Consider the following 20,198-nt stretch of genomic DNA (forward strand, 5'->3'; position numbering starts at 1 on the left):
CCCGACTCCCAACTTGCTTGGCTTGTAGAATTTCTTAGCGAAATTCTCTTTGCTGGGGCCCCGCCCGCAAGGATGACTAGAACTGAGAAAAGCTTGATTTAAGCGCCTTCTCAGTTCAGTCAGCTACTGCGAATTTGCAAAATAGCATCATCATATTATTTATGTCCCAGGCTCATTTCGCTGTCATTTGTCATAGCGATGAGTCATGTGCCTGTGACTTCTGATTATTTATACGCTTTGTCACCTTTAAAATAACTACGATCTTCCTTGCTATAAACCTTGTCAGGGTCTACAAATGGTTTCAACTTGTATTTAAAGTCATAGAGATTCAAACCATCGATAGCAACACGATCTTGATATACACTATACTCACCGATATCAGTAAAGTTATTAGGACCTACGCCCGCTAAATATTTGAAACCAGCTTTATGCTCTAGATATTGATAACCTGCAGAGCCCCTATCTTGCGCGCCATGAGGGAAAATAAATAAATCTGTTTGTCCAATGATTGGTGTGACTTCTTTCTTCCAACGTTCGGTATCTTTCACAATACGGTCATATGAACTATTGGCAAAATCAATGTGCCCCCAAGAATGACTTGCAAATGTCCAACCGTCACGTTTCATTGCGTTTGCAACTTTGATTGCTTGTTCTTTTCGCTCATGATAATCTTTGCTGTCTAACTCATTGGTACGATATCCAAGTACACCGTTATATCCTGTCAAACCAACGACACCCTTTTGTCCATTCAGTGAGAAATCGGGATGATCTTTCACAAAGCGATTTAGAATCGGAACGATATCATTCGTTTCACTTTGTGTTACTTTCCCATCTTTACCTTTTGTTTCAGATACAACGTGATTAGATTTGTCTAAGACTAAGCGGTCTGCATAGCCGTTTCCTCTCATATAATCATAATAATTCATATCATCAATGGATAAAATTAATGGTTTCTTTCCTTTAGGAAGCTTTAATGTTTTCTTCTTAATAGGTTTAGAATTAAAATCATAGGCATCATGTGGATCAATTAATATGTAATGATGCTGATATAACTCATCAAGTGAACGTTTAAATTCATCAACAGTAATCATCCAATCATTATTACCTTTTGCTTGATTTGCTTCACCAGTGAACGCGATCTTAGGATCTGTAATTAACGGATGAAAAAAGACATGCGCCACATCACCTTTATATTCAACCCAATCTTCTTGTCCAGAACTTTTCTTTTTCGCATACATGTTTGCTTCTTTATTTTGCGATGCTTGTTGCGCTTTTTTATCTTGCGTGTGTGATGTCGATTGACATGCACATAAAACAATGGCGAGAACAACTGTGAATACACTCAACAAATATTTCTTAGTCATGCATTTACTCCTTTATATAACAAAGTGATTTTATGCCGATCACTGAATATTATATAACATTTTTATACTATATATAACATATCATTTATAGCTTAACGTAATTTTTACATGACATTAATTTTATTTAATATTAAATTATTTGTTTTTACGCTTTTCAATGAATTTCATAACTAAATTAACTACAATGGCGAGAACAATAATGCTCTTTAATATTAATTCGTAAATTTCCGGCATTGAAAATGTACTAATGAATACAAATACTATGATGAGCACTATCGCAATTTTATCGTATCTATCTAATGTCATTCTATTTCACCTTTTGCTTCATTTTAATTTCCTATATAATTGCATTATACATATAAAAGGAGATGGATATTTTGAGAAAATTATTTGCTGTGGCGTTAGTATTTATTTTAGCCTTAGCTGCTTGTGGTAATAATAGCGATAATAATCATTCTAATGATGCTAAAGAAGATACTAAATCTTATACAACTGACGATGGGGATAAAATTAAAATTCCTAAGGAACCTAAACGAATCGTTGTTTTAGGTACAACGTATGCCGGTGGTTTAAAAGAACTTGATGCTAATATTCAAGCTGTAGCTAAAAATGTTGATGATAGTTCAGTATTAAAAGATAAATTTAAAGATGTTAAGAAAATTGATCCTGAAAACGTTGAAGCTGTAGCTAAAGCAAAACCAGATTTAATCATTACTTATAATACTGACAAAAACTTGAAAAAATTGAAAAAAATCGCACCTACTGTCGCATTTGATTATATGAAACATGATTATAAAGAACAACATTTAGAATTAGGTAAAATTATCGGTAAAGAAGATAAAGCGCAAAAATGGGTAGATCAATGGGAAGATAAAACCAAAGATGATGGTAAAGAAATTAAGGATGCCATTGGTGAAGATGCTACTGTCTCAATCATCAAAGATTTCGATAAAAAAATCTATGTTTTAGGTAAAACTTATGGTCACGGAAGCGAAGTACTTTACGATTCATTCGGCCTAAAAATGCCAAGTAAAGTTGAAAGTGCAACTAAAAAAGAAGATTTAGCTGATATTTCTGCGGAACAAATTCCAGAAATGGCTGGTGATTATGTCGTAACACCTGTTGCTAAAGGGGCTGACCTTTCATTCGAAAATAAAGATGTTTGGAAAAATACAGACGCAGTTAAAAAAGGACAAACATTTAAAGTTGACGAGGGTGTGTATTGGTTAAACGATCCCTATTCTCTTGACTTTGAACGTAAAGATTTAAAGAAAAAATTATTAGATTCTGCAAGTAAATAGTGCCTTACTTGCAGAAAAAACCGGGAGTGGGACAGAATTCTTTTTGAATTCGTCGTCCCACCCCCGCAAGGGTGACTAGAACTGAGAAAAGCTTAATTTAAGCGCCTTTTCAGTTCAGTCAGCTACTGCGAATTTGCAAAATAGCTTCATTATATTATTTATGTCCCAGCCTCTTTTTTTATTATAACATTTAATTTGTTTCTTCAACTGATGTCTTGCCAGCGAACATCACAATCCATGTAGCAAATATGAAAGGTGCCGTAAATACAGGTAATCCTACTGGTGCAAGTAACGTTGCGAGTGCACCATGCATTACTACAGTTAATAACAACCCTGTAATGACTGCGATATACGTATTTAATTTCGTCGTAAATATCGCACCCAACGCAATACCTGTAAGTATAGCGTTATAGCCATATAAACCATTCGTAATAGATGGATAGTCACCACCAAGTGCCACAATAAAGATAACAGCTAAGATACTGGAAATGATGGCGTATATACCACCTTTGATTGATCCCACAAAGATGCCTATTATAATTAACACACTTCCCAGTATAGACGTCACTAGAAAGATTTCACTGAAGTTCGTAGTAATACCACTTAGCCAACTGATATGATTATGACTAATATCTGGATGTTTTACTTGTTGTGGCAATATATCAATTGTCACTTTTAATTTCGAAAATTGAGTTGTCATTGCTAACACTAACCACGTCATCAATACAAATGGAAATGTTAGCATAGGTACACCAAATGGCTTTAACCATTCTCTAATGGCCGCCCCCATAGGCAACGTTAAAATGGTCGCAATTAGCAATACACCCCAAGCTACCATTGTAGTTTGAAGGAACAATGCTAAACCAATAGCCGTTAACACAGCATTATACCCTGCTAAGCCATCTTGAATTTCCGCTTCACTATAATTGAAAAAGGGTGCCAATAAGAGCGCTAATACGCTACCTATCATAGCCGCTATACCGATCTCCCATCGAGCCACAAACAAACCAATTAAAATCAGGACCCCTGACCATTTGTTATTCATAAACACAACTTGCGCTATATTTTTGAAAAAAACATCAATATACTTCACAAACTCACCTTACTCTTTTGTTATTACACTTCGTTCTTTTAAATTCTAGCACTATTACTACAACTTACAAAATACTTTTACAAAATTTAATCATGTAGAAATACAATTAGAGTTTGTATTTAAAATAATTGTATGACTATATTGCTTGTACAATATTCTTAACAGTTCTAACATTAAGGCTACGAACGTTATTTTCAAATGGAAAGAAGGAATAGATATGCATTTTACTCAGCGTGAACAAGATAAGTTGATGATTGTTGTAGCTGCAGAAGTTGCAAGACGTCGTAAAGCACGTGGTTTAAAGTTAAATCATCCTGAAGCGCTCGCTTTAATCAGTGATGAATTACTCGAAGGTGCAAGAGACGGTAAAACCGTAGCCGAATTAATGAGCTATGGCAAAACAATACTAAACGAAGAAGATGTCATGGAAGGTGTTGCAAGCATGATCAAAGAAATTGAAATCGAAGCAACATTTCCAGATGGAACGAAACTCATTACAGTCCATCATCCAATCGTCTAAGGAGGCAATAGTATGATTCCTGGAGAAATTATAGTTAAAAATACTGAAATCGAAATTAATCAAGGACGCGCGGAAACGGTACTTGTTGTTAAAAATACTGGTGACCGACCCGTACAAGTTGGTTCTCACTTCCACTTCTTTGAAGCTAATAAAGCATTAAATTTTGAACGTGAAAAAGCTTATGGCAAACACTTAGATATCCCCGCTGGTGCAGCCGTACGTTTCGAACCAGGAGACGAGAAAAAAGTTCAACTTGTTGAATATGTAGGCCATCGTAATATATACGGTTTCCGTGGTTTAGTGAATGGCAAAATTGATGAAAGTCGCGTTTACCGTCCTACCGACGAGAATGATGACTACGCCGGTGTATTTCATGACGAAGGCGAAGAAAACGTCAATAAAAAAGGAGGACAAGATTAATGAGTTTTAAAATGACGCAATCTCAATATACCAGTCTTTATGGTCCGACTACAGGCGATTCAATTCGTCTAGGTGATACAAATTTATTTGCTCAAGTCGAACACGATTATACAAGTTACGGAGATGAAGTCACTTTCGGTGGCGGTAAATCGATTCGTGACGGTATGGGGCAAAATCCTAACGTGACACGTGACGACCGTTATGTTGCAGATTTAGTTATAACAAATGCAGTTATTATTGATTACGATAAAGTAGTTAAAGCAGATATTGGCATTAAAAATGGCTACATCTTTGCTATTGGCCAAGCAGGTAATCCAGATATTATGGATAATATTGATATCATTATTGGTGCGACAACAGATATTATTTCAGCTGAAGGTAAAATTGTGACAGCTGGTGGTATTGATACACACGTTCACTTTATTAATCCAGAACAAGCTGAAGTAGCACTTGAAAGTGGTATCACTACACACATTGGTGGCGGAACTGGTGCATCTGAAGGTACTAAAGCTACGACAGTAACCCCTGGCCCTTGGCATATACATCGCATGCTTGAAGCAGCTGAGCAACTCCCTATTAACGTTGGTTTCACTGGTAAAGGTCAAGCTGTTAATCACACTGCGCTCATTGAACAAATTCATGCAGGTGTCATTGGATTGAAAGTTCATGAAGACTGGGGTGCAACACCATCAGCACTTGATCACGCATTAGCCGTTGCAGATGAATTCGATGTTCAAATTGCCCTTCACGCTGATACATTAAATGAAGCTGGATTTATGGAAGATACAATGGCAGCAGTTAAAGGACGTGTCTTACATATGTATCATACTGAAGGTGCAGGTGGTGGACATGCGCCCGACTTAATTAAATCCGCATCATATCCTAATATCTTACCTTCATCTACCAACCCAACATTACCTTACACACAAAATACTGTCGACGAACATCTAGATATGGTAATGATTACACATCACTTAAACGCATCTATTCCTGAAGATATCGCCTTTGCAGATTCTCGTATTAGAAAAGAAACTATCGCAGCTGAAGACGTACTCCAAGATATGGGCGTCTTTAGTATGGTAAGTTCTGACTCACAAGCGATGGGACGTGTAGGCGAAGTGATAACACGTACTTGGCAAGTCGCTCACCGTATGAAAGAACAACGCGGTTTCTTAGATGGTGATGCAGAATACAATGATAACAACCGTATTAAACGTTATATCGCTAAATATACAATTAATCCTGCAATTACACATGGTATTTCAGACTATGTTGGTTCAATCGAAGGTGGTAAATTAGCAGATTTAGTGATGTGGGAACCAGCCTTCTTCGGTGTTAAACCTGAACTAATTGTAAAAGGCGGTTTAATTAATGCAGCGGTTAATGGCGATGCCAACGGTTCAATTCCAACATCAGAACCACAAAAATATCGTAAAATGTATGGCCAATATGGTGGCAATTTACAGCATACTGCCATTACATTTGTTTCTAAAACTGCATTCGAAAGTGGTATCTACCGTAGCTTAAACCTACAACGTATGGTTCGACCTGTTCATGGCATTCGTAATTTAACGAAAAAAGACATGAAGAATAACGATGCTACACCTAAACTTGATGTAGACCCACAAACTTATGAAGTATTTGTTGATGGCGAAAAAGTGACTAGTGAACCTGCTACTGAATTACCGTTAACTCAAAGATACTTCTTATTCTAGGAGGTACGTTTAATGATTATAGAAGAAATTCAAGGAAACATCGCTAATTTACCAGCTGAAGATAAACAAAAGCACGTTGAAAAAGTCTATTTAGAAAACTCTGATTTAGTTAAACGTATTCAACGTGTGACAACAGATCATGGCACAGAAATTGGTATCCGTTTAAAACAACCTATTGATTTACAATATGGTGATATTTTATATCAAGACGAAACAAATATGATTGTGGTTGATGTAAATTCTGAAGACTTACTCGTTATCAAACCACGTACGTTACAAGAAATGGGCGATATCGCACATCAACTTGGCAATCGTCATTTACCTGCACAATTTACAGAAACTGAAATGCTCGTACAATATGATTATTTGGTCGAAGATTTATTAAAATCATTAGGCATTCCTTATAGTCATGAAGACCGTAAAGTTAATAAAGCCTTCAGACATATAGGACATTCACATGATTGATCATTCACATCTTCGATTATTTCAGTTCTGTGATTCACAATTTCCTACAGGTGCATTTAGTCATTCATTTGGTTTAGAAACATACATTCAACGCGATGTAGTGAAAGATGCTAAGACGTTTAAAGCATGGTTACAGCTATTTTTAAATGAGCAATTAACCTACTCAGACGGTTTGGCTATGCGTTTTGTCTATCAAGCGTTAGAAAATGAAGATACAGAAGAAGTATTAAGATTAGATCGCTTAATTTATGTTCAAAGTTTGCCTCGCGAAACACGTGTCGGCACGAAACAAATGGGCACACGTATGGCAAAACTGGCAATGGAACTTTATGATAGCGAATGGATGACGTGGTACCATACACAAATGACTGAGAAGCGCGCTAAGTTACATCCAGCGATTTGCTTTACAATATTAGGCCATCATTTAGGTATTGATATCGAAACGATTATTGATTATTACTTGTATCAAAATGTTTCAAGTTTAACTCAGAATGCGGTACGTGCAATCCCTCTTGGTCAAACAACGGGGCAACAAGTTGTGTCAGATATGATTCCGCATATTGAACGTACGCGTCAACATATCTTCACATTGAACGAATCAGACTTTGGTGTGACAGCACCAGGATTAGAACTTAATCAAATGGAACATGAGAACGTTAATGTGAGAATCTTTATTTCATAGGAGGTAATATTTATGACAAATCCAATTAAAATTGGTATTGGTGGTCCTGTTGGTGCAGGTAAAACACAATTAGTAGAAAAATTAGTCCGCCGTCTGTCTAAAGAATTAAGTATCGGTGTTATCACAAATGATATTTATACTAAAGAAGACCAAAAAATCTTGGTCAATACAGGCGTGTTAGCTGAAGATAGAATCATTGGTGTCGAAACAGGTGGCTGTCCACATACAGCTATCCGTGAAGACGCTTCAATGAATTTTGCTGCGATTGATGAATTATTAGAACGTAATGACGACATTGAGTTAATATTTATTGAATCTGGTGGCGATAACTTAGCCGCTACATTCAGTCCAGAATTAGTAGATTTCTCAATTTACATTATCGATGTAGCCCAAGGTGAGAAGATTCCACGTAAAGGTGGTCAAGGTATGATTAAATCTGACTACTTCGTCATTAATAAAACAGACTTAGCGGAATTTGTCGGTGCGTCATTAGACCAAATGGCTGAAGATACGAAGACATTTAGAGGAAATCGTCCATTCACATTCACTAACCTTAAGACAGATGATGGTTTAGACAACGTTATTGAGTGGATTGAACGTGATGTATTACTTAAAGGGTTAGCTTAATGGCTGAAGATATGAAACAAGATACTGAACAATCTTGGACTGGACAGTTAGAGCTAACTGTATTCAATAATGGTAAACGCTCTGTTGCACGCGACATCTTTTTTGAAAAAGCGCTAAAAGTCATTCGCCCAGTCTATTTAAATCATTCAACGATTCCTACGTTCTATATTGTGAACGTGGGAGGTGGATACTTAGATGGCGATCGATATCGAATGAATATCAATGTAGATCAAGGCGCAGCAGTGACGCTCACATCACAAGGTGCTACAAAGATTTATAAGACGTTGAATGATCGTGTGGAACAATATCAAACATTCCATATAGCGAAAGATGGATATATGGAATATGTTGGTGACCCGATTATTGCTTACGAACATGCGAAATTCTATCAGCACAATATATTCAAGTTAGATGAAACGGCATCTATGTATTATACAGATATTTTGACGCCTGGCTATTCTATGCGTGATGAACATTTCACATATGATTATATGCATTTATTAAATGAAATTTACGTCGGTAATGAACTCGTCACTTACGATAATTTGCGTATGCATCCAAGTGAAACAGAAATTAGTTCGATTGGTTATATGGAGCATTACACACATTTAGGTTCAGCCTATTTTATTCATTCTGACGTGACGCAAAAGTTAATCGATGAAGTGTATGACGAAATTAAAGGTTATATGAAGCAATATGATTGTCGTCTTGGCATAACACAATTGCCAACACATGGCTTTACCGTGCGTGTATTATCAAATATGACACAGGAAATTGAAGAGATTCTGAATACGGTACAATCTTATATTGCGAATAAATTATACGATCGACAAATCAATTTTTTAAGAAAGTATTAATAAAGCAGAACAGGGAGCGGGACAGATTTTTTTAAAATCGTTGTCCCGCTCCCTGCTTGCTTTGATTGAAAAAGCGATGACGCACTTGACCAACCTTTTACAAAGGTTAAGTGGTCGTGATTCATCGCTTTTTGTTTTCATTTTTGTCTCAAGACGTATCCAATTCCTAGTAGCGTCTTGCCATTAAAATGACGTCTTTGTACTAGGAAAGACATTTGAGAAAGGCTATTCAGTATCGCCAAATATATAATTATAGATTTCTTGTGATACTTGTTCGAAGTTTTCGACGTTGAGTGAGAGATAGAACTTCAGTTTAGGTTCTGTACCTGATGGTCTCAATGCAATAAAGCCTTCTTTAAACATGATTCGTATCACATTCGCTTGAGGTAATCGTATTATTTCTTCAGTATGATCTTCTTTATTTACACGTTTTAATGTCTTATAATCTTCCACTGCAACAACGCTTAATCCTGCTATGATTTCAGGAATATTTTGTCTTAATTGATTCATTAATTCATTAATCTGTTGTTGCCCTTCTTTACCTTCAAAGACTTTAGACATCGGTTTATCACGATATTGCCCTACTTCGTTATGAATCTCTTTTAAAGCGTCGTATAGTGTTTTGCCCTGACTTTTCAAAATAGATGCATACTTAATCATCAACGGCACGATTTGAATAGCATCTTTGTCTCGCACGAAATCATCGGCCAAATAGCCATAGCTTTCTTCATAGGCGAATAGGAAAGATTCTGTATCATCTAATTCACGAATAGCTTTAGCAATATGCTTAAAGCCGATTAAGACCTCCTTCACAGTGACCCCATGTTGTTGCGCAAGACGTTTACCTAACTCACCACTTACAATAGATTGAATAACAACTGAATGCTCCGGTATATTCGTGTGTTCGAGAAGATATTTAATGAGTAACGCGCCGATTTCACTGCCACCAAAGTAATATGTTTGTCCATCTGCATATCGTTCAACAAACCCCATGCGATCGACATCTGGATCTGTTGCAATAATTAAATTCGCTTCGCTATCATGTGCTTGTTGAATAGCTAAATCAAACGCTTCTCGTTCTTCAGGGTTCGCACTTTTCACGGAACTAAAGTCCGGATCAAGTTCGCATTGTGATTGTACTAGGCTTACATTCTGAAAATTAAGATGCTTTAAAACGTCCGGAATAATTGGCACACCAGTACCATGCAAACTCGTATATACGACCTTTAAATCGGATTGAGGAATATCACCTACTAACCGTGTAATTTCATTGATATAACTATCATCAACCGCTTCTGGTAAATCAAATGTGTTCTTCTCAATAGGTTCTTGGTTTAAGTCAATGTTTAATTCAAGTGGATTACCTAAGTTATTGATATAGTTAGCAACTTCTAATGAAGTATCCTCATCCAACTGTGCGCCATCTGAACCATAAACTTTGATGCCGTTATAATCTTTAGGGTTATGGCTTGCTGTAATCATGATACCGGCAGATGTTTGCAAATATCGCACAGCAAAAGATAGTTGTGGCGTTGTTTTATACCCATCTGCCAGATAAACTTTGATATCATTCGAAGTCAAAATTTGCGTAATAATATGCGCGAATTCTGAAGATAAATGACGGATATCATAGTGAATGACAATTGAAGGATTATCTTCTTTATCTTTTAAGTAATTAGCAATTCCTAATGCCAGACGTTGTATAGTATAGCGATTTAAACGACCTGGACCAAGTCCAAACTGTCCACGAATACCTGCAGTACCAAATGCTAATTCAGTTTCAAATCCCTGTTCTTGAAACGTCGTGGTCTGGCTATCATAGAATGATGCTACAAGACTGTCATCTTTATATTTCATCCAATTGTCTTTCATCATATACTCCTTTCATACTTATACGGATGTCTTATTATTCTATTTCAGTATACTGGATATTTAAAAAAGTTTCATTTGATTAGGGGATAAGCATTATTTAGTAATCTTTTATGCTAGCCGAATCAAACTTGCAATAAGTTACTCATAGTGATATAATACATTCATAAATTAATTCCATTGGCAACACCAAACCCCTCACTAAGTCGCTAGTGAGGGGTTTTATGGTGTGTTAGACGATGTCGCTTATTTCTTATTACGGGTGTCTAACCAATATTTAAAAGCCGTAACAATACATCCTGTAATAACAGGACCAATGATGGTTAAAAAAATTAACTCCATTGGCGTCACACCTCCTTCCGTCGAAATTATCGCCGGAAGCGCTAGCGACGCCTTGATTATAGCACTAAAGTGTAAAATCACTCTATATTGCAAATCTTTGATTATTAGCTACTACATTAGCATTTAATTTAATAAATTCTCGATTATTTATAGAAAACTGTTTTGTTTACTCTAAAATAATTTATATTTACTATCTTTCTGAGTTTTTATTACTTACTGAAATTGATAGCTTTCTTGACCTTTCGCAAAGGCTTCAACGGTATAAATCATAGAACCACCTTCTGAGCCGTTCTCAATGTCATTGGTACAAATGAGCAATTGGTTTGTTCCAGGAATAAATTGTGGATGTGTTGAACGTAACATTTTACCTTCATCACGCCCTGGCATTAAGATTTGACCAATAGGATAGCCACGTTTATTAAAGACTAAAACACGTCCTTGGCCATACATCGCGACATATAAATTATCATCACTATCGATACATACTGAATCTGGCCCTTCATGACCAGTAAAGTAATACGGAATCGTTGCGCCAAATGGTGCAATTGTCACGCCATCGTCTTCTAATTGAATACGATGAAGTCGATTTGTCGTTGTTTCTGTCACCCATAGTACTTTTTCATCCGTACTTAACGCTACTCCGTTTGCTACTGAAATGTTCTGAATGACTGGTGACACCGTCTTGAAGTCAGGCGAAACGTAGTAGACGCCACCTTTAGGATTAGTAGAGTAACCTCTGAAATCAGTGAAATAGAAGCCACCTTTACTATCAAAGACCATGTCATCGATACAATATTCTGTGTTGAGTTCTGAAATAATTTCTTCAAACTGTTCACCATGTTCATCAGTAGCGAAGATGCCGCCTGTTGACTCAAAGTCACCTAAATAACATGTAAATAAACGTCCATCTTTATGTATTTTGACTGCAGCTGGATTTTGTTTTGTTGATTGAAATGCTGTTGAAACTTCTTTTGTATTTATATCAACTTTAAAAATTTTACCGCCAAATACTTCACATAAGAACAAATTATGATCTTTATCAAAGATGAGACCTTCTAATTGCAATCCTTCATCTGAAATTTTCAACCATGGTTCTGCCGTTACCGTTTGTAATTCATTTTCAGAAATAATTGGTACTGCGCTTTTAGATGCTCCAGTATATGTTAATTTTGGTAAAGATTGATTTGTCATTATTAACATTTCCTCCCTTTGTGAAAAGTATCATTTACATTCATTATAATCCTTTAATACACTTTCTACTTATCGTACTACATGTAATCGCTTTCAAAAAGTAATTATACTTCTAACATAGGTCTATTGCCCTATTTTAAAAACTGAAATATTGAAAGTTATTGTAAATTTGATAAAATAATATAATGTTGATTTTTATAAAAAGATAAATAAATGAATCATTAAATGATATGGCTTGCCTTTACGATAAATAATAATTTTTAGAGGAGAATCAGAAAATGGATTATAGAGTGTTATTATATTACAAATACACAACGATTGATGACCCAGAAACATTTGCTGCTGAGCATTTAGAATTCTGTAAAGCAAATAACTTAAAAGGTCGAATTCTAGTATCTACAGAAGGTATCAATGGTACGTTATCAGGTACGAAAGAAGATACAGATCAATATATCGAACATATGCATGCAGATGAACGTTTCGCAGATATGACGTTCAAAATTGACGAAGCTGAAGGTCATGCTTTCAAAAAAATGCATGTGCGCCCAAGAAATGAAATTGTTGCACTTGGTTTAGAGGACGATGTTGATCCACGTGTCACAACTGGTAAATACTATTCACCTAGTGAGTTTAAAGAAGCATTGGAAGATGAAGATACTGTTATCTTAGATGCACGTAATGACTATGAATTTGATTTAGGACACTTCCGCGGTGCAATCCGTCCAGATATTACACGTTTCAGAGATTTACCAGATTGGATTCGTGAGAATAAAGACCAATTAGATGGTAAAAATATCGTAACGTATTGTACAGGTGGTATTCGTTGTGAAAAATTCTCAGGCTGGTTAGTAAAAGAGGGCTTCGAGAATGTTGGTCAATTACATGGCGGTATTGCAACATATGGTAAAGATCCTGAGACTAAAGGTGAATATTGGGACGGTAAAATGTACGTCTTCGATGAACGTATTAGCGTAGACGTCAACCAAGTTGAGAAAACAGTGATTGGTAAAGAACACTTTGACGGCACACCATGTGAGCGTTACATTAACTGTGCTAATCCAGAATGTAACAAACAAATTCTTGTTTCAGAAGAAAATGAAGCTAAATATCTTGGCGCATGTTCATATGATTGCGCGAAACATGAACGTAACCGTTATGTAGCTAAAAATAATATAAGTGATGAAGAATGGAATCGTCGTTTAGACAATTTTAAAGACGTACCAGAACACGCACATGCTTAATATATGAATCATATCCCTTATGAGATTTAATTAACTCATAAGGGATATTTTTTATGACTACCTAATGCTATAATAGTGTAAAATCACAAGTGTTATTGAGGTGTGGCAATATGAGAAAACATAGTAAAGATTACTTTCATCTGTTTTATAGTCAATTGTTTGCTAACACTGGTGATATTTTAACAATTGTTGGCCTTATTGCTATTGTTTTTAATATCACATCTAAAACGACCGCTGCCTCGATGATTCCCATCATCTTTACATTAGGTATTTTCGTGAGTAGCCTAATTTCAAACTACATATATCAATATTTTACTCAAAAGAAAGTTCTATTAATCTTTCAAGGACTTAAATTAGTAAGTTTAGCAAGTATTGCATGTTTATTAATATTCGAAACATCACCTATTTTTATTTTTGTTCTTCTCTTTCTTAATGCAATTTTTGATGGTTTTACAAACCCAATTAAGAACTCAATGATTCCTTTTATTGAGAATAAGGATGCTATTACATCTGCTAACGCTTTAATGAATATGATGAGTAGTTTTGTTCAACTTTCTACGTGGGCATTAGGCGGCATTTTAATGAGTCTTATAGGTGCGAAATACTTATTTTTATTTGCGCTAGTACTTGAAATGATAAGTTATTTTTTTATTTTACGCCTTTCAGAACGTCATATTTACAAAAATGAGAAGGTAAATATTTTTAGTAGTTTTAAAGCTGTTATTCGTGATAATTATCGTGATAAATTGAGTTTGTATTTAAACATTTCTATTATTTTTGAATCTTTCGCAACAACCATTTGGATTGCAGCAATTATTTTGACTTACACAAGAACTTATTTACACGTTCCTGATTTTTTGGTTTGGACTGATTAATGCCCTTTTCTTTAGTGGCACAATTATTGCAGGACTATGGATAAACCATAAGGATCGTTTCTTCACACAAATAAACTATCCAATAATTATTTACGTTCCTTTGCTTTTAGCCTTTATTAATTTAAGTTTTATTCTTCACCATTCAATAATGATTGCATTGTTATTTTCATTATTTATGGGTATTTTCGAAGACATGCGTTATATTTCACTAAATTCAATGATTCAACGCAATACACCTAAAGAAATCCTTACTTCTACTTACATATTAAACAATTTATTTAACAGCATTTTCTTCGCTTTAGGAACTTTTATTATTTCGATAATCGTTGATTATTTCGGTATTACTTGGGCCTATATTATTTGTTTTAGTATGTATATAGTAACTTTTATTTTAGGACTCTTTTTCCGAAAAACTTTAAAAATTGAAATGCGTAATTAGAAATCTTATAATTGATAATAATTCTCACTTTGGATATGGAGGCTATTGTATATGTGTACAGGTTTTACGTTTCAAGCTAAAAATGGCGACGTTATTTTAGGGCGTACGATGGATTATGACTATCCATTAACTGGACATCCTGCCGTGCAACCACGTCATTTCTATTGGGAATCTCGTGTAGATTATAAAGGGACAACGAAGTATGGTTTTACAGGTGCTGGGTCTGATATGGAAGGTTTTATTTTCGGAGATGGTGTAAATGAGCATGGGCTTGCGATTTCGAATCAATATGACCGTGGTTATGCATCATATACTCATGAAATACGTGATGGATATATTAATATTTCTCAAACCGAAGTATTGACATGGGTACTTGGATATAACCAAACGATTGCCGAACTGATTGAGCAAGCTGATCAGGTCAATGTAGTCGCACATACATTAAATGATATTAATGAAGCACCACCTTTACATTATCATGTTTCTGATGCGACTGGTCGTACTGTAGAGATTACATTTGTAGAAGGACGCATTGTCGTGCACGAGAATCCAGTGGGCGTACTTACCAATAGTCCTGACTTAAATTGGCATTACGAGAACTTGAAGAACTATGCGAATGTGACGCCTTACAAACCCCAATATAAACGTTATAAAAATTTATATATTGGAAATGAAAGTGGTACGTCTGGATTACCAGGTGGCTACACATCAGCAGAACGCTATGTAAGAGCCGCTTATCTCGTAAATAATATGTTGCCTGACGATGGTGATGATGCGGTGTTAGATGCTTTTAGAATTCTTGATAGCGTCAGCATTCCTAAAGGAGCAGTTCGCCCTTCTGAACATGAATTCCACTATACGCTATACCAAACTGTATTTAACTTATCTACGCGCACGTTGTATGTGAAGTATTACAATTCTAATCGTATCGCTGAGTTACAATTAACAGAGGATTTACTAAACAGCGACGATTTGGTTATTTTTGACCCTATACCGCAAGGATTGTCTACCGATGAAGTGAAATAATTATAAATAAACAAGCGTGGCTGATAAAACAGTCACGCTTGTTTTTACTATGCTTTAACGTTTTTAGGGATAAGAATAAATGCTGATATAAGTCCAAGTATCATAATAACTGCCCCAACTAAGAAGGAAATCATTGCTGCTATTTCTACTGAATAAAATTGTTGGCATATTGTAAATACAGTTGTATTTAATGCAATACCAAAGGCACCTCCGAGTGTAGCCCCCATTTTATACAAACCAGTCGCAAAGCTCACTTTTTCTTCTGGCATATTAAACACCGCAATCGTTAATCCTGGTGTTGCAACCAATCCATTACCAATTGCACAAACCACAAATGCGAACGTTACAATACCCACATACCAGCTTGGCGATAGGAAAGTACAACTAATTAGAATAATACCGATTGCTGGAAATAGTGGTCCGGCGATCAACATGCTTTTACCACCATATTTTTGAATTGCTTTTTCACCTAAACGAATCATTGCAATCGCCATGAAGACGTACGGCACAGTGACTAACCCCGTTTGTGCTTCACTCATGCCAAATTGCTTTTGCGCATAGCCATTGAAGACAACTGTAGTCCCAACGCCTGTGTTAAGTACGAAATTATTAATCGTTGATCCTAGAAATGCTCGGTTTTTTACAATCGAGAAATCAATAAATGGTGTGGTTTTGCCTTTTTCAAAAAGATAGAACACAATTAAGGCAATGAGACCAATAGCAGCAACAGATAATGTGAAACGACTCGTCCAACCATATGTAAATCCTTGTGTCATCAGCAACATCAAGCAAGCAATGACGACACCAAAGATGATCATACCTACATAATCAAAAGGCTGATGATTACGTTCCGAACGTGGTGTTTCCTTTCTACGACTTAAAATATAGATTGCGATCACTGACAAAATGATTGAAATTACAAAGATCATTTGCCAACTCAATAAACTAGAAATAAGACCGCCAACATAGGAAGAAAATCCAATTCCACCAACTGTCGCAATCATCATAAAACTATAGGCTTTACGCAAATCTTGACCTTTAAATTTATCTGATACTAAACCAATCGTTGAAGGCAAGAGTATCGCAGCTGACAGCCCTTGAAAGATTCGTCCAATAATTAAAAAGGGTGTTGCTGGCACAATGATCAGGCTAAGACAGCCGATGATACTAAAGATAAGACCTAATATCGTCATTTTCAGGTTGCCGACTTTATCAGCAATATCCCCTGCTCCTACCATGAAAATACCAGTTACAAAAGCGACTAAACTGATTGATAGATTTAATGTTGAATCCGCAGCACTAAACGTCTTTTGAACGCTTGAGCCAATATTAATAAATGATTGCGCAAACAACCAATATGTTAACACTGCAAAACTAGCTGCAATGATTAATTTACCGTCAAACTTACTTTGATGCGATTTCACATCTGACACTTCCCTTGCATAATATAATCAATCTAGATAATGAGAATTATTCTCATTTAACCTTAGTTATTATATCACGTATGCAGAGAAAGTATATAGGGTTAATCATCTTTTCTTTACATGATTCACTGTAACAATAAAATATACAAATTATACACTCTCAAAATATTATTCTTTTTATTTTAAATTCACTTTAATAGTAATTTTAGTTGTGCTAATATTAAGAAAATTACATCTATTAATCATTTATCTATCTTATCTGAGTTAGATTCATTACAGCGTTATTGTAACTTTGAACCTCAGATTTTAGATATTAAATGATAAATTGAATTAATTTTAAGGAGTGGTTTTATGGAATGGATTAAATTGATTGGTATTTTAATCATTATCATCGGCTTCATTCTTAAGTTTGATACAATCGCAATTATTTTAATTGCTGCTGTGGTCACTGGTTTAGTTGCCGGTATGGATATCGTTGAAGTACTTTCAACACTTGGAAAAGCCTTTGTAGATCAACGTCTTGTAACTTTATTTATGCTTACACTTCCTATGGTCGGTTTAATTGAGCGTTTTGGTTTGAAGCAACAAGCTTCTAAACTCATTAGTAACGTTAAGAAAATAACAACCGGTCGCCTTCTCACTTTATATTTAATTATTCGTGAAATCGCCGGTGTAGCTTCTATACGTATCGGTGGACACCCTCAATTTGTTCGACCTTTAATTAATCCAATGGTTCAAGGTGCACTTCGAACACGCTTTAATCTTACTGATAAAGACGTCGATGAGAAAGATATTGAAAAATTAAAAGCTGAAGCATCTGCCATGGAAAACTATGGTAATTTCTTCGGTCAAAACTTATTTGTTGGTGCTGCAGGCGTCTTGTTAATGGTTGGGACTTTCCAATCTCTAGATATCAAAGTGAATGCAATGAGTTTAGTACTTGCTTCAATTCCTATCGCCATCATCACACTTATCTTAGTTTGGATTAAGAATATTTTACTTGATCGTTACTTTAATAAAAAATATGGACATAATGAGGTGAAAAACCATGAATGAGACAACGTTAAACCATATTTTAGAAATATTTTACATACTTATTGGGCTTCAGTTCCTATATACAGCCTTTCGCGCTTTACGTTCACAAGATAAATCAAAACGTTTAGGTACGGCAGCGTTTTGGACGATTCTAGCTATTTTATTCATAGGCGGGCCTTACATTCCTGACGCAATAAATGGTCTCCTTGTTTTAGCTATGGGTGCCTTAACACTTTTCAGACAAGTTACAATTAAAAATATTATCGATGTCAATGGTAAAGAAGTTGAAAAAGGTTCTGCTAAATATGGAAATAAGCTCTTCATTCCAGCAATTGTCCTAGCTGTCGTAGCTGTTGTTGTATCAAACTGGACACCACTTGGTGGTGCAATTGGTTTAGGTATTTCATCAGTTATCGGCTTAATCGCAGCACTACTCATTATCAAACCAAAATTATCTTACACATTGTATGACAGTGACAGACTAACACAACAAGTTGGAACGACAGGTATATTACCACAATTCTTAGCTGCACTTGGCGTACTCTTTACTGCAAGTGGCGTAGGTCAAGTCATTTCTAAAGGCATTTCATCATTTTTACCTGAGGGTAACCATTTAATTGGTGCCATTGCATATGTGCTAGGTATGGTGCTCTTCACAATGCTTATGGGAAATGCTTTCGCTGCATTTACAGTTATCACAGCGAGTATCGGTATTCCTTTCGTCATTGCTCAAGGTGGAGATCCAATCATAGCAGGTGCACTTGCCATGACTGGTGGTTTCTGTGGAACATTGTCAACACCTATGGCAGCCAATTTCAACACATTACCTGTCGCACTACTTGAGATGAAACAAGAATTTGGTGTCATTAAGGCTCAAGCACCTATAGCCTTAGCACTTATAGTGATTCACATAGCGCTCATGTATTTCTGGGCATTTTAAACAATTCAAGGGAGGAAATGAATAATGAAGATTTTAGTTACAGCATTTGATCCATTTGGTGGGGAAAAGATTAATCCTGCATTAGAGGCAGTAAAGCAATTAGAGGACACAATTGGCGAACATACCATTTCAAAGTTAGAAATTCCAACCGTCTTTCATGAATCTAAAGACGTCATTGATAAAGAGTTAGCAAATGGCAATTACGATGTGGTCTTATCTATCGGGCAAGCTGGTGGGCGTTATGATCTGACGCCTGAGCGTGTTGGTATCAACATAGATGATGCACGTATTCCAGATAACAAAGGAAATCAACCAATTGATGTATCTATTCAAGAAGATGGTGCACCTGCCTATTTCTCAAATCTACCTGTCAAGACGATGACTGAAGCGATTAAAGCAGCTGGCATTCCTGCAAGTTTATCGAATACCGCGGGTACATTTGTTTGTAACCATGTCTTATATCAATTAGGTTATCTCGCTGATAAATCATACCCTGGCTTGTTATTTGGATTTATTCATGTGCCGTTTATCCCAGAACAAGTGACAGATAAACCTGGGAAACCATCGATGTCTATTGAGACAATAGCGAAAGGTTTAACCGCTGCTATTAAAGCAATTTCCAAAGAAGATGATACTAAAGTTGCATTAGGTGAAACACATTAAAAGAGGGTCCTCACCCTCTTTTTTATTTTCAAAATTGGAAAACCTCTACGTATCTATTCACAAATTTATCATTTCAAAGAATTTGTATAGGGTGTATCATATAATAATG

Annotated in this window: 22 protein-coding genes; 15 read left to right on the forward strand and 7 right to left on the reverse strand. The window is 35.8% G+C overall.

Features of this window, described 5'->3' with window-relative positions; genetic code table 11:
• Positions 1-224: 224 nt before the first annotated feature.
• Both JVV30_RS09710 and JVV30_RS09715 read right to left on the reverse strand, forming a co-directional pair.
• Entirely contained in the window at positions 225-1,364 is a 1,140-nt protein-coding gene (locus JVV30_RS09710) for a polysaccharide deacetylase family protein (protein WP_204194069.1), read from the reverse strand.
• A gap of 135 nt (positions 1,365-1,499) precedes the next feature.
• Complete coding sequence (locus tag JVV30_RS09715; RefSeq protein WP_158261804.1) at positions 1,500-1,670, reverse strand: hypothetical protein; 171 nt, start codon at positions 1,668-1,670, stop codon at positions 1,500-1,502.
• Between the two features lie 71 nt (positions 1,671-1,741).
• On the opposite strand from JVV30_RS09715, the gene JVV30_RS09720 reads away from it, so the two are divergent.
• Complete coding sequence (locus tag JVV30_RS09720; protein ID WP_204194070.1) at positions 1,742-2,665, forward strand: ABC transporter substrate-binding protein; 924 nt, start codon at positions 1,742-1,744, stop codon at positions 2,663-2,665.
• Between the two features lie 190 nt (positions 2,666-2,855).
• Here the strand turns inward: JVV30_RS09720 and yut are convergent, their stop codons facing one another.
• Positions 2,856-3,758 carry an urea transporter gene (gene yut / locus JVV30_RS09725; protein ID WP_204194072.1) on the reverse strand — a complete coding sequence of 301 codons (903 nt, stop codon included), beginning with the start codon at positions 3,756-3,758 and terminating at the stop codon, positions 2,856-2,858.
• A gap of 217 nt (positions 3,759-3,975) precedes the next feature.
• Here yut and JVV30_RS09730 point away from each other — a divergent pair, with 217 nt between their 5' ends.
• From JVV30_RS09730 to JVV30_RS09760, 7 genes are read left to right on the forward strand one after another with little or no spacing between them, the layout of a single operon-like run.
• The gene (locus tag JVV30_RS09730) at positions 3,976-4,278 is read left to right on the forward strand and encodes an urease subunit gamma (RefSeq protein ID WP_053030032.1); all 303 of its coding nucleotides are present in this window, start codon (positions 3,976-3,978) and stop codon (positions 4,276-4,278) included.
• 12 nt (positions 4,279-4,290) lie between these two features.
• Positions 4,291-4,698, forward strand: a complete 408-nt coding sequence (locus JVV30_RS09735; protein ID WP_053030033.1) for an urease subunit beta — start codon at positions 4,291-4,293, stop codon at positions 4,696-4,698.
• Complete coding sequence (ureC, locus tag JVV30_RS09740) at positions 4,698-6,413, forward strand: urease subunit alpha (RefSeq protein ID WP_070854563.1); 1,716 nt, start codon at positions 4,698-4,700, stop codon at positions 6,411-6,413. The genes JVV30_RS09735 and ureC overlap by 1 nt, the downstream gene beginning before the upstream one ends.
• Before the next feature lie 12 nt (positions 6,414-6,425).
• A complete protein-coding gene (gene ureE / locus JVV30_RS09745; protein WP_107629269.1) occupies positions 6,426-6,878 on the forward strand; it encodes an urease accessory protein UreE in 453 nt (150 codons plus the stop codon).
• A complete protein-coding gene (locus JVV30_RS09750) occupies positions 6,871-7,560 on the forward strand; it encodes an urease accessory protein UreF (protein ID WP_204194075.1) in 690 nt (229 codons plus the stop codon). Before ureE ends, JVV30_RS09750 begins: the two co-directional genes overlap by 8 nt.
• Before the next feature lie 12 nt (positions 7,561-7,572).
• Positions 7,573-8,187 carry an urease accessory protein UreG gene (gene ureG, locus JVV30_RS09755; protein WP_204194078.1) on the forward strand — a complete coding sequence of 205 codons (615 nt, stop codon included), beginning with the start codon at positions 7,573-7,575 and terminating at the stop codon, positions 8,185-8,187.
• Positions 8,187-9,044 (forward strand): urease accessory protein UreD, encoded by an 858-nt coding sequence (locus JVV30_RS09760; RefSeq protein WP_204194080.1) that lies wholly within the window; start codon positions 8,187-8,189, stop codon positions 9,042-9,044. The genes ureG and JVV30_RS09760 overlap by 1 nt, the downstream gene beginning before the upstream one ends.
• A 225-nt stretch (positions 9,045-9,269) precedes the next feature.
• Here JVV30_RS09760 and JVV30_RS09765 read toward each other — a convergent pair whose 3' ends face one another.
• The 3 genes from JVV30_RS09765 to JVV30_RS09775 all read right to left on the reverse strand — a co-directional run bounded on the left by JVV30_RS09765 (position 9,270) and on the right by JVV30_RS09775 (position 12,446).
• Positions 9,270-10,916 (reverse strand): phospho-sugar mutase, encoded by a 1,647-nt coding sequence (locus JVV30_RS09765; protein ID WP_204194082.1) that lies wholly within the window; start codon positions 10,914-10,916, stop codon positions 9,270-9,272.
• A 243-nt stretch (positions 10,917-11,159) separates the two neighbouring features.
• Positions 11,160-11,255, reverse strand: a complete 96-nt coding sequence (locus JVV30_RS09770) for a type I toxin-antitoxin system Fst family toxin (protein WP_204194085.1) — start codon at positions 11,253-11,255, stop codon at positions 11,160-11,162.
• Positions 11,256-11,468: 213 nt separating this feature from the next.
• Positions 11,469-12,446 (reverse strand): SMP-30/gluconolactonase/LRE family protein, encoded by a 978-nt coding sequence (locus JVV30_RS09775; RefSeq protein ID WP_204194087.1) that lies wholly within the window; start codon positions 12,444-12,446, stop codon positions 11,469-11,471.
• A 278-nt stretch (positions 12,447-12,724) separates the two neighbouring features.
• Between JVV30_RS09775 and trhO the strand changes: the two genes are divergently transcribed.
• The 4 genes from trhO to JVV30_RS09790 all read left to right on the forward strand — a co-directional run bounded on the left by trhO (position 12,725) and on the right by JVV30_RS09790 (position 16,027).
• Positions 12,725-13,687, forward strand: a complete 963-nt coding sequence (trhO, locus tag JVV30_RS09780; protein WP_053030041.1) for an oxygen-dependent tRNA uridine(34) hydroxylase TrhO — start codon at positions 12,725-12,727, stop codon at positions 13,685-13,687.
• A gap of 110 nt (positions 13,688-13,797) precedes the next feature.
• Positions 13,798-14,562 (forward strand): MFS transporter, encoded by a 765-nt coding sequence (locus JVV30_RS13290; RefSeq protein ID WP_239469358.1) that lies wholly within the window; start codon positions 13,798-13,800, stop codon positions 14,560-14,562.
• A gap of 40 nt (positions 14,563-14,602) precedes the next feature.
• Positions 14,603-15,001 (forward strand): MFS transporter, encoded by a 399-nt coding sequence (locus JVV30_RS13295; RefSeq protein WP_343283862.1) that lies wholly within the window; start codon positions 14,603-14,605, stop codon positions 14,999-15,001.
• A 51-nt stretch (positions 15,002-15,052) separates the two neighbouring features.
• Positions 15,053-16,027: a choloylglycine hydrolase family protein gene (locus JVV30_RS09790; RefSeq protein WP_204194089.1), complete on the forward strand. Its 975-nt coding sequence runs from the start codon at positions 15,053-15,055 to the stop codon at positions 16,025-16,027.
• 47 nt (positions 16,028-16,074) lie between these two features.
• Here the strand turns inward: JVV30_RS09790 and JVV30_RS09795 are convergent, their stop codons facing one another.
• Positions 16,075-17,451 (reverse strand): MFS transporter, encoded by a 1,377-nt coding sequence (locus tag JVV30_RS09795; protein WP_204194092.1) that lies wholly within the window; start codon positions 17,449-17,451, stop codon positions 16,075-16,077.
• Positions 17,452-17,802: 351 nt separating this feature from the next.
• On the opposite strand from JVV30_RS09795, the gene JVV30_RS09800 reads away from it, so the two are divergent.
• From JVV30_RS09800 to pcp, 3 genes are read left to right on the forward strand one after another with little or no spacing between them, the layout of a single operon-like run.
• Positions 17,803-18,507, forward strand: a complete 705-nt coding sequence (locus tag JVV30_RS09800; RefSeq protein ID WP_204194094.1) for a DUF969 domain-containing protein — start codon at positions 17,803-17,805, stop codon at positions 18,505-18,507.
• Complete coding sequence (locus JVV30_RS09805) at positions 18,500-19,426, forward strand: DUF979 domain-containing protein (RefSeq protein WP_204194095.1); 927 nt, start codon at positions 18,500-18,502, stop codon at positions 19,424-19,426. The genes JVV30_RS09800 and JVV30_RS09805 overlap by 8 nt, the downstream gene beginning before the upstream one ends.
• 24 nt (positions 19,427-19,450) lie before the next feature.
• Entirely contained in the window at positions 19,451-20,089 is a 639-nt protein-coding gene (gene pcp / locus JVV30_RS09810) for a pyroglutamyl-peptidase I (RefSeq protein ID WP_107629278.1), read from the forward strand.
• Positions 20,090-20,198 lie beyond the last annotated feature (109 nt).

The organism is Staphylococcus sp. GDY8P47P, from assembly GCF_016892225.1.
Classification (GTDB): Bacteria; Bacillota; Bacilli; order Staphylococcales; family Staphylococcaceae; genus Staphylococcus; species Staphylococcus borealis.

Coding starts and splice junctions, on each gene's coding strand:
- JVV30_RS09735 (WP_053030033.1), top strand. CDS start 4,291: ATGATTCCTGGAGAAATTATAGTTAAAAATACTGAAATCGAAATTAAT.
- JVV30_RS09760 (WP_204194080.1), top strand. CDS start 8,187: ATGGCTGAAGATATGAAACAAGATACTGAACAATCTTGGACTGGACAG.
- JVV30_RS09775 (WP_204194087.1), bottom strand. CDS start 12,446: ATGACAAATCAATCTTTACCAAAATTAACATATACTGGAGCATCTAAA.
- JVV30_RS09710 (WP_204194069.1), bottom strand. CDS start 1,364: ATGACTAAGAAATATTTGTTGAGTGTATTCACAGTTGTTCTCGCCATT.
- pcp (WP_107629278.1), top strand. CDS start 19,451: ATGAAGATTTTAGTTACAGCATTTGATCCATTTGGTGGGGAAAAGATT.
- JVV30_RS09790 (WP_204194089.1), top strand. CDS start 15,053: ATGTGTACAGGTTTTACGTTTCAAGCTAAAAATGGCGACGTTATTTTA.
- JVV30_RS09800 (WP_204194094.1), top strand. CDS start 17,803: ATGGAATGGATTAAATTGATTGGTATTTTAATCATTATCATCGGCTTC.
- JVV30_RS13290 (WP_239469358.1), top strand. CDS start 13,798: ATGAGAAAACATAGTAAAGATTACTTTCATCTGTTTTATAGTCAATTG.
- JVV30_RS09750 (WP_204194075.1), top strand. CDS start 6,871: ATGATTGATCATTCACATCTTCGATTATTTCAGTTCTGTGATTCACAA.
- JVV30_RS09765 (WP_204194082.1), bottom strand. CDS start 10,916: ATGAAAGACAATTGGATGAAATATAAAGATGACAGTCTTGTAGCATCA.
- ureC (WP_070854563.1), top strand. CDS start 4,698: ATGAGTTTTAAAATGACGCAATCTCAATATACCAGTCTTTATGGTCCG.
- ureE (WP_107629269.1), top strand. CDS start 6,426: ATGATTATAGAAGAAATTCAAGGAAACATCGCTAATTTACCAGCTGAA.
- JVV30_RS09805 (WP_204194095.1), top strand. CDS start 18,500: ATGAATGAGACAACGTTAAACCATATTTTAGAAATATTTTACATACTT.
- JVV30_RS09770 (WP_204194085.1), bottom strand. CDS start 11,255: ATGGAGTTAATTTTTTTAACCATCATTGGTCCTGTTATTACAGGATGT.
- JVV30_RS09715 (WP_158261804.1), bottom strand. CDS start 1,670: ATGACATTAGATAGATACGATAAAATTGCGATAGTGCTCATCATAGTA.
- ureG (WP_204194078.1), top strand. CDS start 7,573: ATGACAAATCCAATTAAAATTGGTATTGGTGGTCCTGTTGGTGCAGGT.
- trhO (WP_053030041.1), top strand. CDS start 12,725: ATGGATTATAGAGTGTTATTATATTACAAATACACAACGATTGATGAC.
- JVV30_RS09730 (WP_053030032.1), top strand. CDS start 3,976: ATGCATTTTACTCAGCGTGAACAAGATAAGTTGATGATTGTTGTAGCT.